Source organism: Haloplanus sp. C73, assembly GCF_051195115.1.
Taxonomy (GTDB): domain Archaea; phylum Halobacteriota; class Halobacteria; order Halobacteriales; family Haloferacaceae; genus Haloplanus.
In genome coordinates this window covers 642,734-666,574 of record NZ_JBNTJZ010000001.1, presented here as the reverse complement: position 1 = coordinate 666,574, position 23,841 = coordinate 642,734, and the positions used below count along the sequence as shown (strand labels likewise).

Annotated in this window: 21 protein-coding genes and 1 pseudogene; 5 read left to right on the top strand and 17 right to left on the bottom strand. The window is 67.4% G+C overall.

What is annotated here, in order from left to right; genetic code table 11:
* Nucleotides 1-259: 259 nt before the first annotated feature.
* The 17 genes and pseudogenes from ACQUSQ_RS03550 to coaBC form a co-directional block, all read right to left on the bottom strand.
* Nucleotides 260-1,474, bottom strand: a pseudogene (locus tag ACQUSQ_RS03550) (ABC transporter ATP-binding protein); the annotation flags it as partial.
* The gene (locus ACQUSQ_RS03545) at nt 1,471-2,505 is read right to left on the bottom strand and encodes an ABC transporter ATP-binding protein (protein ID WP_435067116.1); all 1,035 of its coding nucleotides are present in this window, start codon (nt 2,503-2,505) and stop codon (nt 1,471-1,473) included. The pseudogene ACQUSQ_RS03550 and the gene ACQUSQ_RS03545, both read right to left, overlap by 4 nt.
* Entirely contained in the window at nt 2,502-3,662 is a 1,161-nt protein-coding gene (locus ACQUSQ_RS03540) for an ABC transporter permease (protein ID WP_435067115.1), read from the bottom strand. The genes ACQUSQ_RS03545 and ACQUSQ_RS03540 overlap by 4 nt, the downstream gene beginning before the upstream one ends.
* The gene (locus ACQUSQ_RS03535) at nt 3,662-4,630 is read right to left on the bottom strand and encodes an ABC transporter permease (RefSeq protein ID WP_435067270.1); all 969 of its coding nucleotides are present in this window, start codon (nt 4,628-4,630) and stop codon (nt 3,662-3,664) included. The genes ACQUSQ_RS03540 and ACQUSQ_RS03535 overlap by 1 nt, the downstream gene beginning before the upstream one ends.
* A gap of 25 nt (nt 4,631-4,655) precedes the next feature.
* Nucleotides 4,656-6,506: an ABC transporter substrate-binding protein gene (locus ACQUSQ_RS03530; RefSeq protein WP_435067114.1), complete on the bottom strand. Its 1,851-nt coding sequence runs from the start codon at nt 6,504-6,506 to the stop codon at nt 4,656-4,658.
* Nucleotides 6,507-6,594: 88 nt separating this feature from the next.
* The gene (gene hpt, locus ACQUSQ_RS03525) at nt 6,595-7,161 is read right to left on the bottom strand and encodes a hypoxanthine/guanine phosphoribosyltransferase (protein ID WP_435067113.1); all 567 of its coding nucleotides are present in this window, start codon (nt 7,159-7,161) and stop codon (nt 6,595-6,597) included.
* 43 nt (nt 7,162-7,204) lie between these two features.
* Nucleotides 7,205-7,642, bottom strand: coding sequence for a type IV pilin (locus ACQUSQ_RS03520; RefSeq protein WP_435067112.1), 438 nt, complete (start codon nt 7,640-7,642; stop codon nt 7,205-7,207).
* Between the two features lie 33 nt (nt 7,643-7,675).
* The gene (locus ACQUSQ_RS03515; protein ID WP_435067111.1) at nt 7,676-9,382 is read right to left on the bottom strand and encodes a Na(+)/H(+) antiporter subunit D; all 1,707 of its coding nucleotides are present in this window, start codon (nt 9,380-9,382) and stop codon (nt 7,676-7,678) included.
* Nucleotides 9,382-11,022 carry a proton-conducting transporter transmembrane domain-containing protein gene (locus ACQUSQ_RS03510; protein WP_435067110.1) on the bottom strand — a complete coding sequence of 547 codons (1,641 nt, stop codon included), beginning with the start codon at nt 11,020-11,022 and terminating at the stop codon, nt 9,382-9,384. The genes ACQUSQ_RS03515 and ACQUSQ_RS03510 overlap by 1 nt, the downstream gene beginning before the upstream one ends.
* Entirely contained in the window at nt 11,019-12,512 is a 1,494-nt protein-coding gene (locus tag ACQUSQ_RS03505) for a proton-conducting transporter transmembrane domain-containing protein (protein WP_435067109.1), read from the bottom strand. The genes ACQUSQ_RS03510 and ACQUSQ_RS03505 overlap by 4 nt, the downstream gene beginning before the upstream one ends.
* Nucleotides 12,505-12,870, bottom strand: a complete 366-nt coding sequence (locus ACQUSQ_RS03500; protein WP_435067108.1) for a sodium:proton antiporter — start codon at nt 12,868-12,870, stop codon at nt 12,505-12,507. Before ACQUSQ_RS03500 ends, ACQUSQ_RS03505 begins: the two co-directional genes overlap by 8 nt.
* Nucleotides 12,871-13,401 (bottom strand): MnhB domain-containing protein, encoded by a 531-nt coding sequence (locus ACQUSQ_RS03495; protein WP_435067107.1) that lies wholly within the window; start codon nt 13,399-13,401, stop codon nt 12,871-12,873.
* Nucleotides 13,398-13,934 carry a DUF4040 domain-containing protein gene (locus ACQUSQ_RS03490; protein ID WP_435067106.1) on the bottom strand — a complete coding sequence of 179 codons (537 nt, stop codon included), beginning with the start codon at nt 13,932-13,934 and terminating at the stop codon, nt 13,398-13,400. Before ACQUSQ_RS03490 ends, ACQUSQ_RS03495 begins: the two co-directional genes overlap by 4 nt.
* Nucleotides 13,931-14,251 carry a monovalent cation/H(+) antiporter subunit G gene (gene mnhG / locus ACQUSQ_RS03485; protein WP_435067105.1) on the bottom strand — a complete coding sequence of 107 codons (321 nt, stop codon included), beginning with the start codon at nt 14,249-14,251 and terminating at the stop codon, nt 13,931-13,933. The genes ACQUSQ_RS03490 and mnhG overlap by 4 nt, the downstream gene beginning before the upstream one ends.
* Complete coding sequence (locus ACQUSQ_RS03480) at nt 14,248-14,571, bottom strand: cation:proton antiporter (protein WP_435067104.1); 324 nt, start codon at nt 14,569-14,571, stop codon at nt 14,248-14,250. The genes mnhG and ACQUSQ_RS03480 overlap by 4 nt, the downstream gene beginning before the upstream one ends.
* The gene (locus ACQUSQ_RS03475; protein WP_435067103.1) at nt 14,571-15,653 is read right to left on the bottom strand and encodes a monovalent cation/H+ antiporter subunit E; all 1,083 of its coding nucleotides are present in this window, start codon (nt 15,651-15,653) and stop codon (nt 14,571-14,573) included. Before ACQUSQ_RS03475 ends, ACQUSQ_RS03480 begins: the two co-directional genes overlap by 1 nt.
* Nucleotides 15,654-15,764: 111 nt before the next feature.
* The gene (gene coaBC / locus ACQUSQ_RS03470; RefSeq protein WP_435067102.1) at nt 15,765-16,928 is read right to left on the bottom strand and encodes a bifunctional phosphopantothenoylcysteine decarboxylase/phosphopantothenate--cysteine ligase CoaBC; all 1,164 of its coding nucleotides are present in this window, start codon (nt 16,926-16,928) and stop codon (nt 15,765-15,767) included.
* 87 nt (nt 16,929-17,015) lie between these two features.
* Between coaBC and ACQUSQ_RS03465 the strand changes: the two genes are divergently transcribed.
* From ACQUSQ_RS03465 to ACQUSQ_RS03445, 5 genes are all read left to right on the top strand, one after another.
* Nucleotides 17,016-17,273: a hypothetical protein gene (locus tag ACQUSQ_RS03465; protein ID WP_435067101.1), complete on the top strand. Its 258-nt coding sequence runs from the start codon at nt 17,016-17,018 to the stop codon at nt 17,271-17,273.
* A 39-nt stretch (nt 17,274-17,312) separates the two neighbouring features.
* Nucleotides 17,313-17,849 carry a type II toxin-antitoxin system RatA family toxin gene (locus tag ACQUSQ_RS03460; protein ID WP_435067100.1) on the top strand — a complete coding sequence of 179 codons (537 nt, stop codon included), beginning with the start codon at nt 17,313-17,315 and terminating at the stop codon, nt 17,847-17,849.
* Between the two features lie 70 nt (nt 17,850-17,919).
* The gene (trkA, locus tag ACQUSQ_RS03455) at nt 17,920-19,257 is read left to right on the top strand and encodes a Trk system potassium transporter TrkA (RefSeq protein ID WP_435067099.1); all 1,338 of its coding nucleotides are present in this window, start codon (nt 17,920-17,922) and stop codon (nt 19,255-19,257) included.
* Nucleotides 19,258-19,306: 49 nt separating this feature from the next.
* Nucleotides 19,307-20,911, top strand: a complete 1,605-nt coding sequence (locus ACQUSQ_RS03450) for a TrkH family potassium uptake protein (protein WP_435067098.1) — start codon at nt 19,307-19,309, stop codon at nt 20,909-20,911.
* Between the two features lie 238 nt (nt 20,912-21,149).
* Complete coding sequence (locus ACQUSQ_RS03445; RefSeq protein WP_435067097.1) at nt 21,150-23,813, top strand: alkaline phosphatase PhoX; 2,664 nt, start codon at nt 21,150-21,152, stop codon at nt 23,811-23,813.
* Nucleotides 23,814-23,841 lie beyond the last annotated feature (28 nt).

The following is a 23,841-nucleotide window of genomic DNA, read 5'->3' as shown; positions in this document are numbered from 1 at the left end:
CGTCGCCCGCCCGCCCGGCGAGGAGGGCGTCGATGGCCGCCCCCACCGCCCGCTCCGCCTCGGCGTCGGACAGCGGTTCGGGGAGCCGGAAGGCGGCACGAACCGCCAACCGGTCGACCTCGCCCTCGCGGCCCGCCTCGTTCGCACACCGCCGTTCGAGGTGGTCGAGAACGTCGTCGCCGTCGACGCGGGTCGCGACCCACACCCGGAGTCGCTTGATGGCCGCCCACTCGTCGGCATCGAGCGCGCCCGTTGCGGGACGGAGTGCGGGCTGTTCGCGCCGACACACGGTCGGGAAGGCGTCGTTCAGTCGGTCGGCGGCGCCGTCGACGTCGGCGTCCGCGAGTCGGGTCAGCGCGTCCGACAGCGCGGCTTCGGCCTCGGCGTCGGACAGCGTCGCGGGAAGGTCGAATTCCTCGCGAATCGCGGCCCGCACCGCATCGGGGTCGGCGTTCGCGGGGTCGTCGTCCGGCGCCGCGTAGGTGCGGACGGCCTCGGTATCGACGCGTCCCGAGAGCACCCGGAGCCGGAGGTCCAACACCGAGCGCCACGTCTCGCTGTCGAGGTCGTACGCCTCGTCGGGAATCACCTCGGGACAGCGGGTGTGGAACCGACAGCCCGGCGGCGGGTCGGACGGACTCGGTACGTCGCCCGTGAGCGTCGTCCCCTGCCCGCGGCGACGGGGGTCGGCGACCGGCGTCGACCCCAAGAGTGCGCGAGTGTAGGGGTGGCGCGGGTCCTCGAACAGGTCCTCGGTCGGCGCCGTCTCGACGAGTTCGCCCAGATACATCACGGCCACCCGGTCACACACCTCGCGGACGACGCCCAAGTCGTGGCTGATGACGACGATGGCGAGGCCGAACTCCTGCTGAAGGCGGTCGATGAGGTCGAGAATGTCGGCCTGCACGCTCACGTCGAGGGCGCTCACGGGTTCGTCGGCGACGATGAGGTCCGGGTTGATGACGAGGGCACGCGCCAGCCCCACCCGCTGTTTCTGCCCGCCCGAGAGTTCGTGCGGGTAGCGGTCCATATCCTCGGCCGCCAGCCCTACCCGTTCGAGGAGGTCGGCGACGATGCGCCGGCGTCGCCCCCGGTCGCGCATCCCGTGGACGCGCAGGGGTTCGGCCACCGACTCGCCGATGCTCATCCGCGGGTCGAAACTCGACGTGGGGTCCTGAAACACCAGTTGCGCCCGTCGGCGGAACTTCGTCAGTTCGCGCTCGCCATACTCGGTCACGTCCTCGCCGTCGAAGACGATTTGGCCCTCCGTCGGTTCTTCGAGGCGGAGCGCCGTCCGCGCCGCCGTCGACTTCCCGCACCCGGATTCGCCGACGAGACCCAGCGTCTCGCCCCGGTCGACGGTGAAACTGATGCCGTCGACGGCGCGCACCCGCCCCACCTCGGACCGAAGGACGCCCTCCGTCACCGGGTAGTGTTTCGTCAGCCCCTCGACATCGAGCAGGGGCCGGGTCACGACTCGTCCTCCCGTCCCGTCGTGGCGGGACGCGCGTCGCCTCGGACGACCGACGGGTCGCCGCCGGATTCGTAGTGGACACACGAGACGACGTGGTCGTCGTCATCGTTGGCGGCGCACATCGGCGGTTGCTCGCCCGTCGAACAGGCGTCGACGGCGTACGCACACCGCGGGTGGAACCGACAGCCGTCCGGGGGGTCCGTCACCGAGGGGAGCGTGCCGCCGATGGACTCGCCCTCGCCCCGCCCCGGCAGGCAGTCGAGTAGCGCGCGGGTGTATGGGTGAGAGGGATGTTCGAACACGTCGAACACGCCACCCTGCTCCATCACCTTGCCCGCGTACATCACCACCACGCGGTCCGCGACTTCGGCGACGACGCCCAAGTCGTGTGTGATGAGCAGGATGCTCGTGTCGAACTCGTCTTGAATCTCGCGGAGCAGGTCGAGAATCTGGTTCTGGATGGTCACGTCGAGTGCCGTCGTGGGTTCGTCCGCAATCAGGAGGTCGGGACTGGTGGCGAGTGCCATCGCGAGCGAGACGCGCTGTTTCATGCCGCCCGAGAACTCGTGTGGGTAGTCGTCGAACCGGCGGGTTGCCTCGGGGATGCCGACGCGGTCGAGGAGGTCGACGGCCCGCGACCGCGCCGCCTCTCTGTCGACGTCCTCGTGGAGTTGGATGGCCTCGACTATCTGCCAGCCGACGGTGTAGACCGGGTTGAGCGCGCCCTGTGGGTTCTGGAAGACGTGAGCGATGCGGTCGCCGCGGAGGGCACGGAGGTCGGCGTCCGAGAGCGCCGTCAGGTCCTGTCCGTCGAACACGATTTCGCCGCCGGCTATTTCGCCGGGCGGCGTCCGAATGAGACGGGTGATGGACTCGCCGGTGACGGTCTTGCCACTTCCCGACTCGCCGACGAGACAGACAGTCTCGCCGCGGCCCACGTCGAAACTGACGCCGTCGACGGCGCGGACGAGGCCCTCGTCGGTGTGGAAGACGGTGCGCAGGTCACGTATCGAGAGTAGTGGCTCGGTCATGTCTCCTGTCGGGGGTCGAGCGCGTCACGGAGCGCGTCGCCCATGAAGTTGAACGCGAGGATGGTCGTAAAGAGGAACACGCCGGGCACGGTGGACACCCACCACGCCGTCGAGAGGTCGCTCCGGCCGGTGGCGATGACCTGCCCCCACGAGGGGACGGTCGGGTCCCCCAGCGAGAGGAAGGACAGCGACGCCTCGAAGAGGATGAATCCCGGGATGAGGAGCGTCGCGGCGGTGATGACGCTGTTCGAGACGTTGGGGACGAGATGGCGTCGGATGACATAGAGCGTGCCCGCGCCCGCACTTTGGGCCGCGGTGATGTACGCCTCCTCGGCGCGCTGGAGCGCCTCGGAGCGGACGAGGCGGGCTATCGACCCCCAGCCAGTCAGTCCGAAGATGACGATGAACATGAACAGGCTCCCGCCGAACAGGTAGGTCAGCAGGAGATAGAGGAAGAACGCGGGGAAGACGAGTTGAATGTCGACGTAGCGCATCAGGAGTTCGTCGACGAGTCCGCCGCCGTAGGCGGCGACCGTTCCCACTGTCGTCCCGATGGTCACCACGAGCAGGGTGGAGATGAGGCCGACTTTCATGCTCACCTGCATCCCGTAGATGACGAGGACGAGGATGTCTTTCCCGTCGCCAGTCGTGCCGAGCGGGTGTGCCATCGTCCCCTGACACCGCCCGTCGACGACGCTCCCGACGCAGTTCACGGGCACCGTCGAGTCGACACTGAGGAAGGCGGGCGGCTGGTACGCTTGGTCGAGTGCGAGCGTCGGCTGCTCCAAGAACAGGGGGCCGACGACGCCGATACAGAAGACGACGAGCAGGTACGCGAGACTCACCACGGCCAGCCGATTCTTCCGAAACTCCTGCCAGTAGTAGGCGGTCAGCCGGCGGTTGCCGTAGAGCGGGACCACGACGTAAAACAGGAGCGCGAGCAGCGTCACCACGAACAGCCAGTCGAGTTGCGTGACGTTCCACTCGACGGGCGCCGTAATCGTCGGCCGGTCCGCGGGGAGGAGAAGGTAGTCGTAGCAGAAGGCGACGACGAGCGCGAGGCCGGCGAGTACCGCGCCCCAGTCGCGCCGCGAGAGCGTCGAGAGGCGCCCGCCCGTCTCCGACCAGTCGACCGATTCGAAGGTGTCGCCCGACATCAGCGGTCACCGTACTCGATTCGCGGGTCCAGTATCGTGTAGGCCACGTCCTGTAACAGGTTGCCGATGACCGAGACGAACGTGAAGATGAGCGTCGTCCCCAACACGAGCGACGTGTCCTGCGCCAAGATGGCGTTGTACGAGAGTTGGCCGAGGCCGGGGATGCCGAAGACGACTTCGACGAGGTACGACGCCGCGAGGAAGATGCCGAGGATGTCGCCGACGAGAATGGTCATCAGCGGCACCGCCGCGGGGCGCAGGATGTGGCGGGTGAGGATGCGGAACTCGCTGGCGCCTTTCGCTTTCGCCGTCTTGACGAACTCGCTTTCGACGTACTCCAGCGCCTCGGCGCGCGAGTAGCGCATGATGCCCGCGATGGTCCCCGTCACCAGCACGATGACCGGGAGGACGAGTTGACGCGCCATCCCGAGGCTGAAGAGGGGGAGGTCGGAGTCGAACACCACCGGGAACCAGCCGAGTTGCACGCCGAAGACCAGCAGCAAGATGATGGCGAACCAGAAGTTGGGGATGGCGTAGCCGAAGAAGGCGACGAAGGTGGCGGCGTAGTCCGTTTTGGTGTACTGGTTGGTGGCCGAGTAGAGGCCGATTGAGAGGCCAATCAGGATGGAGAGGATCGTCGTCGGCACGGAGTAGATTGCCGTGTAGGGGAGCGCGGCGGCGATGGCGTCGACGACTGGCTGGGAGCGGCTCTGTGACCAGCCCCAGTTGAGCGTCGCCATGTTGAGCATGTACTCGCGGTAGCGCACCCACGGCGACCGGTCGAGGCCGCGTCGTGTCTCGAAGGCTTCCTCCGCTGCCTCGGCGGACCCGCCGCTCGCGGCGGCTTGGAACTGCAGTTGCTCCGCCGCCGGATTCGGCGTAATCGCCAGCAGTCCCCACGTGATAGAGAGGATGAGAAACGTGGCGACGACCGACCACAGCACCCGCCGAACCACGTACCAGCGCATGCTCACTGCTCGTCCCAACCTCCGCTCACGCGAAGTACCATGTCTGAGCGTCCCATACCGTGTTGAACTCCTCGTCGTAGCCCCGGACGTCGTCGGCGTACCCGCTCACGCTCGACGGCATCGTCAGGAAGCCAAACGGCTGTTCCTGACTGATGAGCCCGAACGCCTCCCCGAACAGTTCTAGTCGGCGTTGCTCGTCCGTGGTCGCCGACGCCTGCTCGTACAGCCCCGCGATGTCCGCGTCCGGATAGTAGCCGTAGAAGTTGATGCCACCGCGCTTCTCGAAGAAGCCCTTGCTGGAGGCGGGCGTGAAGGGGTACGTGTTGAACTGGAGGTTGATGGACATGTCCCACGGCTCGGCGCTGGTGGCGACATCGCGCGGGCCGCCGTTGAAGGTGCTGACGCTCCACTCGGGGTCCGTACCCTCCGGTGGCGACGTCTGGACGTAGTTGCTCTGGAACGTCGACGAGGCGACGGCCTCCGGTTGGACGTCGATACCGGCGTTCTCCCTGAACTCCTGTGCGATGAACTCGGCGGTGGTGCCTTCGGTCGACTGCCCGGAGTCGTAGTAAATCGAGAGCGACACCTGTTCGCCCGACCCGTCGACCAATCGCTCGCCGTCGTAGGCGTACTCCGTGTCCGAAAGGGCGGATTCGAGCCGCGAGCGCGTCTCCTCCGGCCCGTATCGGTCGCCGACGCCGAACTCCTCGACCCGGCTGTCGTCGTACCACTGCGACCACTCGGGCTGCATGGTCTGGGCGACCTCTCCGTAGCCCCGGAGGACGTTCGACACCAGCGTCTCCTTGTTGACCGCGAATCCGAGCGCCCGTCGTACCGCCGTCGAGCGGAAGGGCTCCCAGCCGTTCGACCGCATGTTGTAGACGATGATGCGAGCGTAGGGCTGGGGCGAGACGTTGAGGTTGACGTTCGGCAGGTTCTCGAACCGCGTCGCCTTGTCGGGCGGGACGCCCGCCGAATCCACCTCGCCCGACTCCAAGGCACCGAGACGCGTGCTCTCCTCGTTGATGACCCGATACACCTTCTCGTCGAAGTAGGGTGCCTCCAAGAAGCGCTCGGGGACGTCGTCGACGTCCCGAAGGTAGTAGTCCTCGTTGCGGGTGACGGTGTAGCGCGCCGAGCGCTCCCACGAATCGAACGAATACGGTCCCAGATTCCCGGTGTAGGCTAGCGTGTTGAGCTCTTCGTCCTGCTGGAGGCCCTCCGTGTCCTGGTCCGGGACGTACTTCTCGAGGATGCCCTTCGGGATGCACTGCTGGCGCCACAGCACGGGCTTGAACGGGAACGAGGGGTCCACGTCGAACAGCCTGATTTCGAAGGTTCGCGTCCCCGTCTGCTCGACCGGAATCGGCTCCCGCTCACCCGATTCGGGATTCGTCCTGAACCACGCGTCGGCGTCGGGGTAGCCGCTCCAGTTGGGCTGGGCTTGGAAGACGTTTCGAATCATATAGACCCAGTCCTCGGCGGTCATCTGTCCGTAGCCGGCGCCCCACTCCAAATTGTCGCGGAGTTCGATTTCGTAGACGCGGCCGTCGTCTGTCGAGTAATCCGCCCACAACGGGAAAATCTCCCGGTCGGGCGTGATGGCCCACGTTCCGTCGAGGGTTCTCGTGATGAACGTGCCCGACGTGGCGTCGGCGATGGTCAGCCAGTTGAGCGACTGGGCGTCCACGCTGGTGGCCGAGACGTACGTGCCCCGGACGCTCGGTTCGCTCGTCGTTTCATCACTTCCTCCACCCCCCGAACAGCCTGCGAGCCCGGCGACCCCCGTCGCCCCGAGGAGTCGCAACACGTCCCGTCGGCGTCGTCCCCGACCCCCCGTGCCCGAGTCACTTCGGCGGTCGTTACCAGACGGCATACTACCTCACAACGGCGGTGCGCACTAATACCCATCGGTCATGCGAAAAATCGATAGACGCCGCTAGTCTCGGAGCGGTCGGTTTCGACTACCCGTCGCCGTGGGGGTCGGTGATGATGACTTCGCCGTCCTCCACGGTGACGTTGATGAGCGTCTTGACGCTGTAGCCGGCGTCGTCGAGTTCGTTCGGGCCCGCCTTCTTGATGACCGCCACCACGTCGATAATCTCGGCGCCGATGTGTTCGAGGGCGTCGAGAATCGCCTTCATCGTCCCGCCCGTCGACAGCACGTCGTCGAGGACGAGCACTCGGTCGCCCGCCTCCACGTCGTTGATGTACATCTCGCTCTCGGAGTAGCCGGTCTGGGCCGCGAGCGACACCTCGCCGTCGAGGCCGTACTGGCGCTTCCGGATGACCACCAGCGGGATGTCGGTCATCAGCGAGACGGCAGTCGAGATGTGGATACCCATCGCCGCCGGCGTGACGATTTTGTCGACGTCCTCTAAGTCTGCCTTCCGGATGATTTTGATGACGATTTCGCGAAGGAGTTCGGGTCGAAGCATCGGCACCCCGTCGCTGACGGGGTGGACGAAGTACTCGTAGTCCCCTTTTTCGATGATTGGCGCGTCGAGGAGCGACTGCCGCAACTGGTCCATGTCGACCGTATCCGGTGTCTGGAATAAAAACTGGCGATTCTGCTCATCGCGGCGCCTGCGTTCGCACCAGCGTCGTCGACGTGTCGCCGTCGGCGCTCGTCCACACGATGCGCAGCGTCTCGCCGTTCCACGCTCGCGCCGACCCGTCGGCGGCGGTGAGCGTCAGCGTGACGCTCGTCCCCGACGTGACGGGGCCGTCGATTGCTTCCCAGTCGTCGCCGGTGAGCCTCCCCGAACTCGCCTTCGTCTCCAGCGTGTCGGCCTCGGGGACCGTACTCCCGCCGCGGTAGGTTATCGTCACCGTCGACTCGCCGAAGTCGGTGTCGAACGACGACTGCGGCGTCGACTCCACCTGCTGGCCGACGTCGAGGACGACGACGCCGAGCGTTCCGGCGACGAGGATGGTGAGCGCGACGAGAAGCAGGGTGCCGAGTGCCTCGCTCTGAGCCGCGTCGTCGCACACCAGTCGACGGACGGACATGTCCGTCTCGAATCATCCAGCCGACAAAAAGATTCACACGATGCCGAGCCACGCGAGTACGCCGGCGAGCACGACCATCAGGATGAAGATGCTGCCGCCGACGTTCGCGCGATACCGCGAGAGCAGGGCCGGGTCGGCGCGGAACTCGATGCCGCGCTCGACCACCGCGACCACCGCGCGGTCCACCGCCGCGTACGTCTCGGTCACAGCGTGGACCACCGCTCGCGTGCCGTAGAAGGCAATCGGGTTGTAGACGGCGTCGATATCGGGTACGCGTCCCACTTTCGACAGTGGCTTTTTGAGCACGAGGAAGCCGACGACGCCCGCCGCCGCCAGCGCGAGGCCCTCGCCGACGTGGCCGAGCGTGAACGTGTGGAACTCGTAGGCGCCCTCCAGCGGCAGGATGGCAAAGAGTGCGTCGGGGACGACGCCGAAGAAGACCAAGAGTACGGCGACCGACCCCATGGCTAGCTGCTGGACGCGAGGCGCGCTGGACACCTCGGCGTCGCCCTCGTACGGCCCGTGGAGGAAGGCGTAGTACCCGAACTTGATAAAGGAGAGGAAGGTGCCGACGCCGCCGAGAAGCAGGAGATACCAGAGCGCGTCCAGATGCTCGTAGTGGGCGGCGCCGATGACCATGCCCTTGCTCACGAAGCCGTTGAAGCCGGGGAAGCCGGCGATGGCGAGCGCCGCGATGGTGAACGCCGCGGCGGTGACGGGCATCTTCCGCGCCAGTCCGCCGAGTTTCTTCAGGTTCTCCTCGCCCGTCTGGTAGACGACGGCGCCCGCCGTCATGAACAGGAGGCTCTTGTAGAGGATGTGGTTGAAGACGTGGCCGAACGCCCCCGCGGTGGCGAGAGCGGAGCCGATGCCCACCCCCGCGACCATGTACCCCACCTGTGACTGGATGTGGTAGGAAAGCAGTCGGCGCATGTCGTTCTGCAGGAGGGCGGCGCCGGCGCCGAAGACGGCCATCGCTCCACCCATGTACGCGACCCAGAGGTTGCCCTCGGGGAACGCGCGGTACATGACGTAAACGCCGGTCTTGGTCGTGTAGACACAGAGGAAGACGCTCGCGGCGATATGAGGTCGCGGGTAGGTGTCGGGGAGCCACGCGTGCAGACCGATGAAGCCCACGTTGACCCCGATGCCGACGGCCAAGAGGACCTGCGGAATCGTCCCCGCCATGCCGCCGGGGGCGGCGCTCAGGAGGAACGACCCGACGGCGACGTAGTGCCACGCCACCGCCGCGAGGACGAGGCTCCCGCCGATGCCGTGGAGGAGCGCGTACCGGAAGCCCGCGCGGATGGCCTCGCCGCCGTAGTCCCAGACGAGAATCGTGCTCGTGACGGCCATGGCTTCGAGCCAGACGGCCATCGTCAGCCAGTCGCCGGCGAAGACGGTACCGATACTCGACCCGACGTAGGTGAGCGCGTAGGCCGTCTGGCGGTTGCTCGCACCCGTCGCCCACGAGTACGTGACGGCGACGGTGGCGATGAACGCGAAGACGAGGCCGACGACCCGCGAGAAGGGGTCGACGGCGAAGAAGACGGCGTCGAAGCCGAACAGTTGGCCCGACAGGTGGGTGCCCGCGGGGGCGACCCATATCCAGACGGTGACTAGCGCCGTCGTCAGGCCGCCGAGCAGGTGGCCGAGACGGCGGCCGGCGAGTCCCGTCGCGAGCGCCGCCGCAAGGACGAGCAGTCCGGGCGGGAAAGCGGTGAGTGGGCCGGACGCCATCAGACGCTCACCCCCGTCGCCGCCGCGACGATGACCTCGATGAGACGGAGGAACACCGCCGTTCGCGGAATCACGCCGAGGACGACGGCGCCCGTCATCGCCGCGAGAATCGGGCCGAGCATGAACCACGTGCTCTCACGGCCGCGCCACCCGCGGCGCTCCCACCCGTCTGCGGGCGGGCCGCCGTGGTGATGGTCGTCGTCGTGGCCGCCGTCGGTCACCGTGCCGTGGTCCTCGTCGTGGTCGGGTCGGATGGACCGCTCCTCACCGCCGAGCGGGAACTCGATGAGCGGCTTGGCGTCCGCGGCGTCCTCGCTCTCGAAGAAGGCCTGATAGAACACGGGCCAGAAGTACGCGATGTTGAGGATTCCCGAGAGCAGGAGGACGACGGCGAAGACGGTCTGGCCGGCGCTCACGCTCCCGATGAGGAGATACCACTTGCTGACGAAGCCGGCGACGAGCGGGATGCCGGCCATGCCCGCGGCGGCGACGCCGAACGCGAGCATGGTCAACGGCATTCGCTTGCCGATGCCAGCCATCTCGCTGATGTCGTCGGTGTGGGTTTCGACGTGGATGGCGCCCGCGGTGAAGAAGAGAGTGAGTTTCATGAACGCGTGGGCGGGGATGTGGAGGAGGCCGCCGACGATGGAGTGTGGGCTGAGGATGGCGATGCCGAGGACGATGTAGGACAGTTGGCTCACCGTCGAGTACGCCAGCCGGCGCTTGAGGTTGTCCTGTCTGAGCGCGATGATGCTCGCAACGAGAAGCGTCGCGGCGGCGACGACGGCGAGTGGCAGGCCCAGTCCGAGCGCGCCGGTCAGGTCGACGCCGTAGACGTCGAGGACGACCCGCGCGATGCCGAACACGCCGCTCTTGACGACGGCGACGGCGTGGAGCAGGCCGGAGACGGGCGTCGGCGCCACCATCGCGTCGGGGAGCCACGAGTGAAGCGGCATGAGCGCCGCCTTCACCCCGAAGCCCGAGACGAGGAGGACGAACGCGGCTCGCGCGAGCACCGGGTCGGCGGTGGCGAGGCCGGCGATGCCGCCGGCGGTGAACGACGTCGTTCCCGTCATCGTCGCGACAAGGACTGTTCCCGCGAGAACGGCCACGCCGCCGCCGAAGGTGTAGGTGAGGTACTTCCGCCCGGCGGCCCGTGCCTCGGGCGTCTCGTCGTGGGTGACAAGGGGGTACGTCGCCACCGTCAGGAGTTCGTAGAAGACGAAGATGGTGACGAGATTCGAGGCGAAGGCGACGCCGAGAGCGGCGGCGACGCTCGCGGCGAAGGAGGCGAAGTAGCGCGTCTGGGCGTGTTCCGAGAGGCCGCGCATGTAGCCGATGCTGTAGAAACTGGTGATGAGCCAGAGGAGGCTCGCGACGGTGGCAAAGAGGAGGCCGAGCGGGTCCGCTTTCAGCGAGAGTTCGACGCCGGCGACCAGCGGGCCGAGCGAGGCGACGCGGGTCGTTCCCGCGATGGCGCCGGGAAGCATGCTGGCGACGACGACGAAGGCACTCGCCGCGGCGAGCACCGTCCATCCCTCGCGGACGTTCGGTCGGCGACGCGACGCGAGAATCGGGACGACTGCGAGCGCCGCGATAGCGACGGGCAGCGCCGGTCTGAGTGAGGTGATTTCGGTCATGAGAGGAGCGTATCGAGGGTCGGTTCGAGGGCTGTCTGAAGGTCGGTCACGGTGAGTCCGAGGACGACGGCGACGACGGCGGCGCCGAAGACGAGGGCGAGTCGCCCCACCGGCGGCGAACTGGGGAGCAGGTCCTCGCCGACGCCGCCATCGGTGGCCGCCGCGTCGGGCGTCGTCGCCGGCGCGACGTACATCCGCTCAATCAGGCGCGCGAAGTACGCGAGCGTCAGGAGCGTCGACGCGAAGATGACGACGGCGACGGGCCAAGCCCCCGCCCGGACCGCGCCGAGGGCGATGTACCACTTGCCGGCGAAGCCGACGGCGGGCGGGATGCCCACCATCGCGAGCATGAGGACGGCGCTCGCGCCCCCGAGGACGGGGTAGCGGTCGGCGAGGCCGGCGTACTCCTCCACCGTCCGCGCGCCGAGGACGTCGTCGACGGTGCCCGCCGCCACGAACAGCCCGCCTTTCATGATGGCGTGGCCGACGAGGTGGACGATGGCGCCGAAGACGGCGGCGCGCGTGCCGATGGCGAGGCCGACGACGACGAGGCCGTACTGCGAGACGGAGGAGTATGCGAGCATCCGCTTGACCCGCGACTGGGCGACGGCGAGGACGCTCCCGACGACGATGCTCACGCAGGCGAAGACGACGAGCGCGGTGCGGGCGCCGGGCACCGCCTCGAAAAAGGCGGGCGTGTAGACGGTGTAAATGAGTCGCAACAGGGCGTACGCCGCCACCGTCGAGACGAGGGCGGCGATGAGCGCGCTCACGCTGTCGGGCGAGTCGTCGTAGGCGTCGGGTTGCCACGTGTGCAGCGGGAAGAGCGCCGTCTTGGTCGCGAGGCCGACGACGATGAAGCCGAAGGAGGCGAGCACGAGCGTCGAGTCGTAGCCCGCCTGCGCGAGTTCGACCGACAGGTCCGCCATGTTGAGCGTCCCCGTCGCGACGAGCGCGTAGCCGACGCCGAGCAGGTACAGCGAGGCGGCGACGGTGCCGAACATGAGGTATTTGAACGCCGCGACGGCCGAGCGCCCGGTGCCCGCGCTGGCGACGAGCGCGTACGTCGCCAGCCCCGAGATTTCGAGGAAGACGTAGAGGTTGAACACGTCGCCGGTGACGGTCATCCCCGACAACCCAGTCACGAGCAGGAGATACTCCGTGTAGAACGCCGTCCCGCCGGGGTCGTCGCGAATCGCGTACACCAGCAGGGCCAGCGAGACGGCGGCGACGAGCGTGACCACGACTGCCGACACGCCGTCGACGACGAGTTCGATGCCGTACGGCGCGACGAACCCGCCCACGGCAACCGAGAGCGGGCCGGCGGCGATGGCTTGACTCCCGAGCCAGCCGGCGAGTATCGTCTGGACGGCGAGCGTGCCGCCCGCGACGGCGGGTGGGCCGCGTTCGCTCACGAGGCCGGCGGCGACGGCGAGTACCGCGCCGAGAAGCGGCACCGCGACCAACAGGGGGACGAGGCCGTCACTCATCCGCCCGCACCTCCCCGAGGGTGTCCTCGTTTATCGTGCCGTAACTGCCGTAGATGCGGATGACGAGGCCGAGTGCGACGGCCGTGAGGCTCACGCCGACGACGATGGCCGTCAGGATGAGGACGTGCGGGAGCGGCGAGACGAACGGCCCGCCACCGCCGCCGGACTGGACGACTGGCGACTCTCCGCCCGTGCGGAACGCCGCCGAGATGAAGAACACGAAGATGCCCGTCTGGAACACGTTCAGGCCGATGATTTTCTTCACGAAGTTGTCGCTCTCTATCATCACGTACGCGCCGATGGCGAGGAGCGCAACCACGACGACGTACGTGTATCGCGTGGCCAGTAGCTCAATCATTCAGCGGTCCTCCTCTCCGGGTTCGGCGGCGTCGTAGCCGATATCGAGCCCCGTTCCCAGCAGGAAAAAGAGGCCGGTGATGACCCCGGCGACGATGACGCCGATACCGAGTTCGACGAGTTCGATGCTGTATTTGCTCCCATGGTGAATCGGATAGCGCGTGAATTCGAGGAAGGTCCCACCGACGGCGTAGGCGCCGAAGCCGACGAGGAGGAAGGCGCCGAGGCCGCCGAGAACCAGCACTGCGAGGTGTTCGTTCCGCAGATACGTCGCGATTGGCTCGATGCCGTAGGCGAATCCGAGCATGACGACGGTCGTCGCGGCGATGACGCCGCCTTGGAACCCGCCGCCGGCCGAACTCGCGCCGTGGAACATCACGAACAGGCCCAGCGTGAGCACGAACGGCGCAATCACCCTGACGGTCGTCATGATTATCGTACTCTCGACGTAGGGCGGGCGGTCCTCGCCGGGGCGTGAGAGCTGTCCACTCCCGTTGTCGGTCGATTCGATGTCGTCGGGTGTGTCACTCATACGAATTCCTCCTGCCGGAGCACGAGCAACATCGCGATGCCGGCGGCGAAGACGACTGCAGCCTCGCCGAGGGTGTCGAACCCGCGGTAGCCGACGAGGATGGCGGTCACGACGTTGGTCACTTCCGTCTGTTCGTAGGCGTTGTCGAGGTAGTACTGGCTCACCTCGCCGTCGAGGACGGGCGTGCCGGCGGCGCCCATCGCCGGGAGCGCCGGCACCGTCGCGCCGACGGTGACGATAATGGCGACGACGGCCAGCCCCGAGCGGAGGCTGATGCCCTCGAAGCGCTCGGAGCGCGACACCGTGGTTCGGGCGATGGTGAGCAGGAAGAGGACGGTGGTGATGCCCGCACCGACCGCCGCCTCGGTGAGCGCCACGTCGGGCGCGCGGAGGAACGCCCAGAGGACGGCGACCCCGAAGCTGTACCCCGCGAAGGCGACGATGCTCGCGACGACGTCCCGAAGCAGCGCCGCGGCGAGCGCGCTCCCGAGCATGAACACGAGGACGGCGGCGATGAGCAGCGTGGAACTCATTCTTCGCCCTCCCACGTACCGTCGCCGGCCGGTTCGACGTCCTGTTCCTTCCCGGCGCGGGCGATGGCGTGGGCCGCGGTCGGACTCGTCAGGAACAGGAAGACGAGCAGGAAGACGAGTTTCAGCGACTCGGTGCGGAGGCCGAGAACGAGCGCGATGCCCGCGAGCGAGAGCACTGACCCCAGCGTGTCGCTTTTCGACGCCGCGTGGAGCCGCGAGTAGAGGTCCGGGAGTCGGATGATACCGACCGTCGCGACGAACCCGAAGAAGGTGCCGACGACGACCAACAGCGCGGCCACGATTTCGAGCGGCGTCATATGACCCCACCCCACTCGACGGTGAACTTCGAGACGGCGATGCTCATGACGAAGTTGAGCAGGGCGTAGACGAGCGCCACGTCGAGGTAGCCGTACTCGCCGAAGGCGACGCTCAGGAGGGCGATGACGATGACGGTGTTCGTCCCCACGACGTTGATGGCGACGATGCGATCCTGTGTCGTCGGACCGCGGACGACCCGATACAGGAGGGCGACGGCGAACACGGCGAACGCGCCCGCGGCGAGGAGGAGAATCGTCGACAGCGTCGACGAGATGGCGACTTCACTCCCGCCGGACGCGGCGAGCGGTGTCGGCAGCATCAGCTCTCACCCTCCGAGTCGTCGCCGCTCGCGTCGAGTCGCTCCCGAGGCGAGGCGATGCGCGCCGACTCCCGGCCGTAGAAGACGAAGCGGACGAGGCGTTCGAGTTTGCCTTCCAATAGGTCCGCCTCCGCGTCGGGAATCAGGGCGTGGACGAGGAAATGCTGGCGGCTCACGTCGACGGTCAGTGTCCCCGGCGTCAGCGTGATGGAGTTTGCGAGCGTGGTCACGGGGAGGTCACCCCACACCGCGGCGTCGAACTCGACGACCCGCGGGTCGATTGGGAGGCTCGGATGCAACACCACGTACGCGAGCGCGACGTTCGCCTTCGCTATCTCCCAGAGCAGTATCGGCGTGTAGAGCGCGATGCGGCCGAGCGTGACGCCGATGTCGCGGAGTTTCGGGAGCGGTCCCTTGAGCGCGATGCGACCGAGTGTGGCCGTGACGGCACCCGCCGTCACGACGCCCGTGAGCAGTTCGTACCCGTCGGTGACGTGCCAGCCACCGAGGGCGATGTAAAACAGGAAGGAGACGGCGAAGACGAAGGCGAACTCGGGGACGCCGATTGCGGTAAAGGGCAGTTGGCGCCGGGTTTTGCGTGTAACCGGCGCTTCGAGGACGTCGAACCCGCGGCGAGCGAGTTCCTCCTCGAACGACTGGAGGAGGGGCACGCTCCCGCCGGGGCGGAACGAGGGGTCGACGACGATTCGACCCACGTCGTTGTGGTCCGCGTACCGGCGGATGACGTCGGCGAAGTCGCCGGGGCTGAAGACGTACTCGTTGGTCCCGACGGTCGCCGACTCGACGGCGACCAGCCGCGGTTCGTCCTCGGTGTGGAGTTCGTCGATGTCCTCCTCCGCCCACGCGACGACCTTGTCGAGGAGCGACCCCGCGGCCTCGACGGCGGCGCGGTCCGTCTCGAAGATGCGCCATCGGGCGGGGTAGACGAAATGCACGGTCACGGGTTCGCCGGCGTCGACGGCCGACTCGTGTGCGCGTTCGATGGCGTACGTGACCGTCCGCCGAAGCGTCTCCGAGTCGCCGACGGGGACGAGCAGGTCCCCGGGTTTCTCAACCTCCATCCGGCGGTCGACCTCCGGTGGCCCGAGCGGTAGCTCCCCCGTTCATACTTGTCACTCTGTAGCCTTCGCTTCCGGTTTGATAACTATTGCTATACGGGAGGACCACCCGGCTCACACCCCCGCTCCGTCGAGGGCGGCCGCGAGGTCACTGGCGACGCGCGCCCCGAGGCCGGTCTTCGACCCCGCGTACGTCTCCGTCGTCTCGCCGACGACCAGCGCCCGTGTTTCGTCCTCGCCCATCACCGTCGCGTCGTTGGCGACGACGAAGGCGAGGTCGACCCGGTCACGGAGCGCCCGCGCTCGCTCGACCATCGCGTCGTCGTCCCCGCTCGTCTCGGCCTTGAACCCGACCATCGTGAGGTCGGGGTGAGAGTCGCGGACGGTGTCGAGGAGTTTCGGCGTCGGTTCGAGGTCCAGCGTCAGCGACTCGCCGGAGCGAATCTTCTCGCTCCGCGTCTCGACGGTGAAGTCGCCGATGGCGGCGGCGGAGACGAGGGCGTCGGCCTCGTCGGCGACGGCGATGACGGCCTCGCGCATCTCGGCCGCGCTCTCGACGCGCCGGACGTCGGCGTAGGGAACCGCTGGTCCGTCGTGGACGAGTGTCACGTCCGCGCCGCGGACGTAGCAGGCGCGCGCGATGGCCCGTCCCGTCTGCCCGGACGCGCGGTTCGAGAGCGTTCGAATCGGGTCGATTGACTCCGTCGTCGCACCGCTCGTGACGACGACGTGGCGGCCGTCGAGGCTCGCGGCCGTCGTCGCTCGCGCCGTCTCGGTGACGATGGCTTCCTCGCTCGCAATCTTCGCCTTCCCCTCCTCGATGCGCGGGTCGACGAAGTCGACGCCCCACGACTCGACGCGGTCGATGGCGTCTAACACGCCGGGGTGGTCGTACATCGGCTCGTGCATCGCGGGCGCGACGACGACTGGGACGCCGGCGCCGAGCGCCGTCGTCGCACACGTCGTGACCGGCGTGTCGTCGACGGCGGCCGCGACTTTGCCAATCGTGTTCGCCGTCGCCGGGGCGACGAGCAACACGTCGGCCCAGCCCTCGCGCCCGCAGAGGTCGACGTGTTCGACCGCGCCCGTAATCTCCGTGACGGGGTCGTGGTCGGTGGCGAAGGCGAGCGCCCACGGGTGGACGATGTGCTCGGCGCTCGGCGTCGTGACGGTGCGGACCGACGCGCCCGCCCGCCGCAACTCGTGGGCGAGTTCCACCGTCGTCACCGCCGCGATGCTCCCCGTCACGCCGAGGGCGACGTTGGTGTCTGCCAGCATTCGTCCGCACTTCCGCGCCGAGGGTCTTAAGCGGGGGGACCCAGCGGCACCGAAACGGGTTTGCCGGTGGCGGGCGTCACGCCGCCCGTGACCCGCGAATCGGAGCTTATGCTCTCTGCCCTCCTCGGGATTCCGGCGATTGTCGTCGGGGTCGTCCTCCTGACGCTCGGGCCGATTGGGTGGTTTCTCGCCGCCTTCCTCGGTATCGCCGTCCTCGGCGTCACCGCCCTCCGAGGCGGCGACGACGGAGACGACGGCCCCGAGCGCGTGAACTGTCCGCGCTGTGGCTCGCGAACCGACGCCGGCGGGAACTGTGACTACTGCGAGGACCCCCTCCCCGAGTAGGCGCGGAACGCTTACCCCGATTCGGGCCGACCTGCCGCTGTGGACCGAATCCACGTCAGTACGGTCGTTCGGCTCCCGCCCGAGGAGGTGTACGACTTCCTCGTCGACTTCCCGCGCTACGCCCGCTACTCGGAGCATCTGACCGACGTGACGGCCCGCGGCGATGGGTCGCCGGGCACCGAGTACCGCCTGCGGTTCGCGTGGTGGAAGCTCACCTACACGGCCCACACCGAAGTGACGGACGCCGACCCGCCGACGCGTCTCGACTGGCGCGTGACCGCGGACCTGAACGCCCGCGGGCGGTGGCGCGTCGAACCGCTCGACTCGGTGCCCGCGGACGTGCCCGGCGAGGGGCCGGCCTGTCGCGTCCACCTCGAAGTCGAGTTCGACTCCGAATCGGTCGACAGCGGCCTGCTCGACCTGCCACGCTTCGTCTCACTGGACTGGGTGGTCGAGAAGGTCCAGCCCATCCTGTTGGAGGAGGCGGAGCAGGTCGTCGAGCGCATCGTCGCGGACTTGGAGGGCCGGCCGCGGGACGTCGACCTCGTCGTCCACGAGGGACCGGGCGCGGAGTAATCCCGCGAAGCGAAATCGTGAAACCGTGGGCGCGAGCACGTGAATGCATGGTCATTCGCGGGGGCTGGATATGCGCATAATCATCGTCGGCGCGGGACAGGTCGGGTCGAGCATCGCCGCCGACCTCGCCGACGCGCACGAAATCGTCGTCGTCGACAGGGACAGCGACCGGGTCGAGGACATGACGTACTCGCTCGACGTGTTGGCGGTGGAGGGCGACGGAACGTCGCTGACGACGCTCGACGAGGTCGATGTCGGCACGGCCGACATGGTCATCGCCAGCACCGACGACGACGAGACGAACATCGTCATCTGCTCGACGGCCCGCGCCGTGAGCGACGTCTTCACCGTCGCTCGCGTGAAGAACACGGAGTACCTCCGGACGTGGGAGCGCTCGGAGCGCGCGTTCGGCATCGATTTCATGGTGTGTACGAACCTGCTGGCCGCCGAGTCCATCGTCCGGGTCGTCGGCATTCCCGCCGCGCGCGACGTGGACTCGTTCGCGGACGGATGCGTCCAGATGGCGGAGTTCGAGGTGCCACGCGACAGCCCGGTCACCGGCCAAACGATTGCCGAGGCCGACCGATTCGAACAGCTCACTTTCGCCGCCATCCTCCGGGATGACGAGGTCGAAATCGCGCGCGGCGACTCGACGCTCCGGGAACACGACCGGGTGGTGGTAATCGGCAACCCCTCGGCTGTCAGCGAGTTCGCGTCGACCGTCGCGCCGAACGAACCGCCGGGAACGGCGGAGGAAGTCGTCATCGTCGGCGGGAGCGAAATCGGGTATCACGTCGCCCGCCTCCTCGGTGACCGGGGGTTCAAGCCCCGGCTCATCGAGCAGGACCCGGAGCGCGCCCGCCGTCTCGCCGAGGAGCTACCGAACACCGTCGTCATGCAGAACGACGCGACCGACATCGAGTTCCTCGAGCGGGAACACGTCGGCGACGCCGACTTCCTCGTCGCGGCCCTCGACTCCGACGAGAAGAACCTGCTCGTCTCGCTGCTGGGCGAGCGATTGGGCGTCGACCGGACGGTGGCCGTCATCGACACCGCGGAGTACGTCGACCTGTTCGAGACGGTGGGCATCGACGTGGCCGTCAACCCCCGCGAAGTGGTGGCCGAGGAGATTACGCGGTTCACCCGCGACGGCGGCGCGGAGAACATCGCGCTCATCGAGAGCGACCGTGCCGAGGTTCTCGAAGTCGAAATCGACGACGAGAGCACCCTCGCCGGACGACCGATTCACGAATCCGTGCAGGACCTCCCCGACGGCGTCGTCATCGGCGCCATCACGCGTAACGGCGAGTTCATCACGCCCCGCGGTGATACGGTGATTCAGGCGGGGGACCACGTCGTCGTCTTCCTCGACGCGAGCGTTGCCGACGAAGCGACGCCGCTTCTGTGACCGACCAGCAGTTTAAAGCCGCTCCGCGGGCGACCGCTCGACGGGTCTGATGGCTATTCGTGTCGACTACCGAGCGAGTCTGAGTCTCGTCGGGAGCGTCCTCAAGCATCTGGCAGTACCGCTGGCGCTCCCGCTGGCGGTGGCCGTCGCCTACGGCGAGTCGGTCGCGCCGTTTCTCGTCACGATGGCGGTGACCGTCTGCATCGGGTGGGGACTGGAGCGACTGCGCCCCGACCCCGATATCGGCGCCCGCGAGGGCTTTCTGATGGTCGCGGTGACGTGGCTCGCGGTGTCGAGCATCGGCGCCCTTCCCTATCTGGTCGAGGCCCACGGGATTCCGGGCGTCACCCCGGCGACGGCGCCCGACTCGACGCTCGCCTACCCGCCGAACGCCCTGTTCGAGAGCATGAGCGGGTTCACGACGACTGGCGCGACCGTCCTCGGACAGATTTCGCTCGACGCTCACGGCCACGGCATCATGCTGTGGCGACAACTCACCCAGTGGCTCGGCGGCATGGGTATCGTCGTCCTCGCCGTCGCCATCCTCCCCGAACTCTCCGTCGGCGGCGCGCAGTTGATGGACGCAGAGGCGCCGGGACCGGGCATCGAGAAACTCACGCCCCGAATCGCGGAGACGGCGCGGGCGCTCTGGGTGGCGTATCTCGGCTTTACCGTCCTCGAAATCCTGTTGCTCTACGGTCTCCATCGCGGCGGGATGGCGCCCGAGATGGGCGCGTACAACGCCGTTGCCCACGGGTTGACGACGCTGCCGACGGGCGGGTTCTCCCCCGAAGCGCGGAGCATCGAGGCGTTCTCCGCCGCCGTCCAGTGGCTCATCATCCCCTTCATGGTCGTCGCGGGGACCAACTTCGCCCTCTTTTGGCACGCGCTCACGGGCGACCCGAAGCGACTCCCCGGTGACTCGGAGTTCCGCGTCTACGTCGGCGCTATGGCCGTCCTCACGGGGTTGGTGACGGCGCTGCTGTTCGTCGGACAGGGCATCGCGACGTTCGCCCCGCCGGGGACGACGTTCGACTCGGTCTATCTCGCCGAGATGCGGGCGACGCTGGTTGGTCACGTCGAACCGGCGCTGAGACACGCCACCTTTCAGGTCGTCTCGCTGGTGACGACCACCGGATACGCGAGCATCGACTTCAACGCGTGGGGGTCGCCGGCGCAGTATCTCCTCCTCTTTGCGATGTTCATCGGTGGTTCTGCGGGGTCGACCGGTGGTGGTATCAAGGTCGTCCGCTGGTACATCATCCTGAAGTCGATTCGGCGGGAACTGTTCACGACGGCCCACCCCGAGGCGGTTCGCCCGGTCCGACTCGCCGGCCGCACCGTCGACGAGCGAGCCATCCGCGGCATCTACGCCTTCACCGTCCTCTACTTCGTGCTGTTTCTGGTCGGGACGGGACTGCTCTTTCTCGACGCCGCACGGACGGGTCTCTCGCTGTCGGTGTTGGAGGTCATGAGCACCACCGCCGCGACGCTCGGCAACGTCGGTCCGGGGTTCGGCCTCGTCGGCCCGATGGGGAGTTACATCGAGTTCTCGGCGCCGGCGAAGCTGTTTATGGTCGCGTTGATGTGGGTCGGCCGACTCGAAATCCTGCCGGTGCTGGTCGTCCTGACGCCCGAATACTGGCGGCAGTAGACCGCTATCAGCGCTGAAAATTGGCCCACCGGGTTTATCCGTTCGACCGGAAGAGTCACGAGTGCAACCGCGGTGACTGCCGTGGATGGGGAGACGTGGGTCCGTCTGTTAATCAGTCCATACCACTCGATGGTAGTTCGTTGTCAGTGTGTAGCACATCCCGCCATCTGTTTCTTTATTTCCTCGATATATTAAAAATATAAACGTCCTTTGTGGCGCTCGGCCGCGGTACTCCTGCATGGTCGACTTAACTCGACGCAGCTTGATGGCAACGTCAGTCGCGGCGGCACTCGGTGCCAGCGTGACTGGCGTCGCGAGCGCGGCAGAAGTACCCGAATCGGACACGCCCGGCGCGCCGAGCGTGCAGGGCGAACTCAAACGTCTCTCGACGACGGCGTTCGGCGCCGAGGTGACCGGCCCGTTCGTCTTCGACGACGGCTCGCTGCTCTACAGCCTCCAGCACCCCGAGGGGAGCAATCCGGAGCCGTTCGGCCGGGCAGCAGTCGGCTACTTCAGCGGCTTCCAGTTCGAGTTCGACGGCTCGAACGACGACTTCCCCGAAGTGGGGATTCCGGACACCGATGAGAAACAGGGGCGAGTTCGCTCCGAGGCCGGCGACTACGAGATTCTGGTCCAAGGGCGAGAGCCGATACGCGGCGGCGACGAACTGCTCGGCGTGACACAGACGCCGGACGGCGTCGACATCACGCAGGATGAGTTCGCGGGCACGCAGTACGGCGGGGCGGCGACGAACCCCGACTGCAACCAGTTCGTCCCGACGGACGACGACGGAACCGAGGGGTATCTGTTCACCAACTGGGAGAACAGCCCCGGCAACATCTCGCGGGTCTTCATCAGTCAGGACGAGAACGGGGAGTGGAGCGCCGACACCGACGACGCGATGAACGTGGCCAACACGGACTCGCTTCGGAGCATCGGCGGCACCCGAATCAACTGCTACGGCGACCTCAGCCCGTGGGAGACGATGATTTCGGCCGAGGAGAACTACGCACACCCACGCGTCTCGCTGACCAATACGGTCGGCGACATCGTCGAGGCCGGGAGCGGCGAAGGCCTCATCGGTGGCTGTCAGTTCTGGAACCGGCCGAACCCGAGCGAGATTGGTGACGCCATCGGCACCTACGCCGAGGACGGCGACCTGAACGAAAGCTGGGGGCCGCAGGGCTACTGGGCGCTCACCGGCGTCGAGTTCCTCGCGTACTATCTCGGTGCCGAGCGGTCCGACCAGAGCGGCGACAGCAACCTCGCGACGACGCCCATCGGCGACGTCTACCCCAACCCCTACCGCTACGGCTACTTCGTCGACATCCGAGAGCCGACGGCGGCGGAGCCCGACGCCATCAAATACTGGGTGATGGGTCGCGCCTCGTGGGAGTCCCCCGACATCCAGGGCGACCTGCGGACCGTCTACGGCTGTTCGGACGGCGACAGCAAGGGCATCTACAAGTTCGTCGCCGACGAGCCGATTCCGAGTTACGACGACCCAGCCGACATCGCGGGCACGCTCTACGCGCCGAAAATCACGAACGACGCGGCCAACGCCGAGGAGGCGGGCGAACGGAACTCCCCGGCCCAGACGCCGCTCGAAATCGACTGGCTGCCGCTCGGACATGCCACGAACGGCGAAGTCGAGGCCTGGATTGCCGAGTACGACGACGTGACGCAGGTCGACTACCTCGAAGCCCACGCGGAGACGGACTGGCAGTCTGACCCCGCGGCGGCGCTTCGAGAGGCCGACCTCGAAGTCATCGCGAACGGCAATCAGAACTACATCTCGAACGAGGACATCGTCGAGTGGGCGAGCCAGTACGAGGCAAACGGTCCCGACGGCGTCGACGAGGAACTCCGCCGCGTGCCGTTCCTGGAGACGCGCGCCGCGGCCAAGGAAATCGGCGCCAGCATCGAGTTCAACAAGGCCGAAGGCGTCGACAGCGTCGACGACTCCCAGCCCGGCGACTTCGTCTACTTCGGCATCTCGGAGTTCAACGATGACCTCGCCGACGACACGGGCGACATCCAGATGGACCGCGTCGACGGCGGCGTCGTCTACCGCGCGGAACTCGAACCCAACTACAACGTCTCGACGCTCGAACCGGTCATCACGGGTCCCGACTTCACCGACGGCCCGGAGGCCGCCGACGACGCCCTCCGCAACATCGACAACGTCTACACGATGCGCGACGGGCGCGTCCTCTGCTGTGAGGACGGCTTCGGCGGCCCAGCGCGCTCCTATCCCAACGACGGTCTCTACGTCTTCCAGCCGAACGTGTTGCTCGACGTCGAATCCATGGCCGTCGGTCACGGGAAGACTGGAACGGTCACGCTCACGGCCTCGTCGCTCCCGACCGGGTTCTCCGGCGGCGAACTCACCGTCTCGCTCTCGAACCCCGAGGTCGCCACGCTGACGGGTATCGAGTTCTCCGACGACCTCGGTCTCACCGAGAGTTCGATGAGTTCCGACGGCTCGTCGGTGACGCTCCGCGTCGCGGACACGGACCGCAACATCGAGGGCGGCGGCCGGAACGTCCCGCTCGCGACCCTGACCGTCCGCGGTGACAGTACCGGGACGACCGACCTGACGGTCGACGTCTCGAGTCTGGACAACGAGGATGGCAATGCCATCGACGCCGAGGCGCGGTCGGGACTGCTGATTACCGGGCCGCCGACGGTCACCGGTGGGAGCGCGCCCACGGACCCCGACGGCGACGGCCTGTACGAGGACCTCAACGGTAACGGTCGCCTCGACTACGAGGACATCGAGGTCCTGTTCAACAACTTCGACGCCGACAGCGTGACGATGAACGAGTCCGCGTACGACTTCAACGAGAACGGCCGGCTGGACTTCGACGACATCGTCGACCTCTACGAGGAGGTCAACTGAGCCGACACAGGGGTCGACACCCGACCCC

What these genes read in the sequence shown, in the direction of transcription:
- ACQUSQ_RS03545 (WP_435067116.1), bottom strand. Translation starts at nt 2,505, where the DNA reads ATGACCGAGCCACTACTCTCGATACGTGACCTGCGCACCGTCTTCCAC.
- ACQUSQ_RS03540 (WP_435067115.1), bottom strand. Translation starts at nt 3,662, where the DNA reads ATGTCGGGCGACACCTTCGAATCGGTCGACTGGTCGGAGACGGGCGGG.
- ACQUSQ_RS03535 (WP_435067270.1), bottom strand. Translation starts at nt 4,630, where the DNA reads ATGCGCTGGTACGTGGTTCGGCGGGTGCTGTGGTCGGTCGTCGCCACG.
- ACQUSQ_RS03530 (WP_435067114.1), bottom strand. Translation starts at nt 6,506, where the DNA reads ATGCCGTCTGGTAACGACCGCCGAAGTGACTCGGGCACGGGGGGTCGG.
- hpt (WP_435067113.1), bottom strand. Translation starts at nt 7,161, where the DNA reads ATGGACCAGTTGCGGCAGTCGCTCCTCGACGCGCCAATCATCGAAAAA.
- ACQUSQ_RS03520 (WP_435067112.1), bottom strand. Translation starts at nt 7,642, where the DNA reads ATGTCCGTCCGTCGACTGGTGTGCGACGACGCGGCTCAGAGCGAGGCA.
- ACQUSQ_RS03515 (WP_435067111.1), bottom strand. Translation starts at nt 9,382, where the DNA reads ATGGCGTCCGGCCCACTCACCGCTTTCCCGCCCGGACTGCTCGTCCTT.
- ACQUSQ_RS03510 (WP_435067110.1), bottom strand. Translation starts at nt 11,022, where the DNA reads ATGACCGAAATCACCTCACTCAGACCGGCGCTGCCCGTCGCTATCGCG.
- ACQUSQ_RS03505 (WP_435067109.1), bottom strand. Translation starts at nt 12,512, where the DNA reads ATGAGTGACGGCCTCGTCCCCCTGTTGGTCGCGGTGCCGCTTCTCGGC.
- ACQUSQ_RS03500 (WP_435067108.1), bottom strand. Translation starts at nt 12,870, where the DNA reads ATGATTGAGCTACTGGCCACGCGATACACGTACGTCGTCGTGGTTGCG.
- ACQUSQ_RS03495 (WP_435067107.1), bottom strand. Translation starts at nt 13,401, where the DNA reads ATGAGTGACACACCCGACGACATCGAATCGACCGACAACGGGAGTGGA.
- ACQUSQ_RS03490 (WP_435067106.1), bottom strand. Translation starts at nt 13,934, where the DNA reads ATGAGTTCCACGCTGCTCATCGCCGCCGTCCTCGTGTTCATGCTCGGG.
- mnhG (WP_435067105.1), bottom strand. Translation starts at nt 14,251, where the DNA reads ATGACGCCGCTCGAAATCGTGGCCGCGCTGTTGGTCGTCGTCGGCACC.
- ACQUSQ_RS03480 (WP_435067104.1), bottom strand. Translation starts at nt 14,571, where the DNA reads ATGCTGCCGACACCGCTCGCCGCGTCCGGCGGGAGTGAAGTCGCCATC.
- ACQUSQ_RS03475 (WP_435067103.1), bottom strand. Translation starts at nt 15,653, where the DNA reads ATGGAGGTTGAGAAACCCGGGGACCTGCTCGTCCCCGTCGGCGACTCG.
- coaBC (WP_435067102.1), bottom strand. Translation starts at nt 16,928, where the DNA reads ATGCTGGCAGACACCAACGTCGCCCTCGGCGTGACGGGGAGCATCGCG.
- trkA (WP_435067099.1), top strand. Translation starts at nt 17,920, where the DNA reads ATGCGCATAATCATCGTCGGCGCGGGACAGGTCGGGTCGAGCATCGCC.
- ACQUSQ_RS03450 (WP_435067098.1), top strand. Translation starts at nt 19,307, where the DNA reads ATGGCTATTCGTGTCGACTACCGAGCGAGTCTGAGTCTCGTCGGGAGC.
- ACQUSQ_RS03445 (WP_435067097.1), top strand. Translation starts at nt 21,150, where the DNA reads ATGGTCGACTTAACTCGACGCAGCTTGATGGCAACGTCAGTCGCGGCG.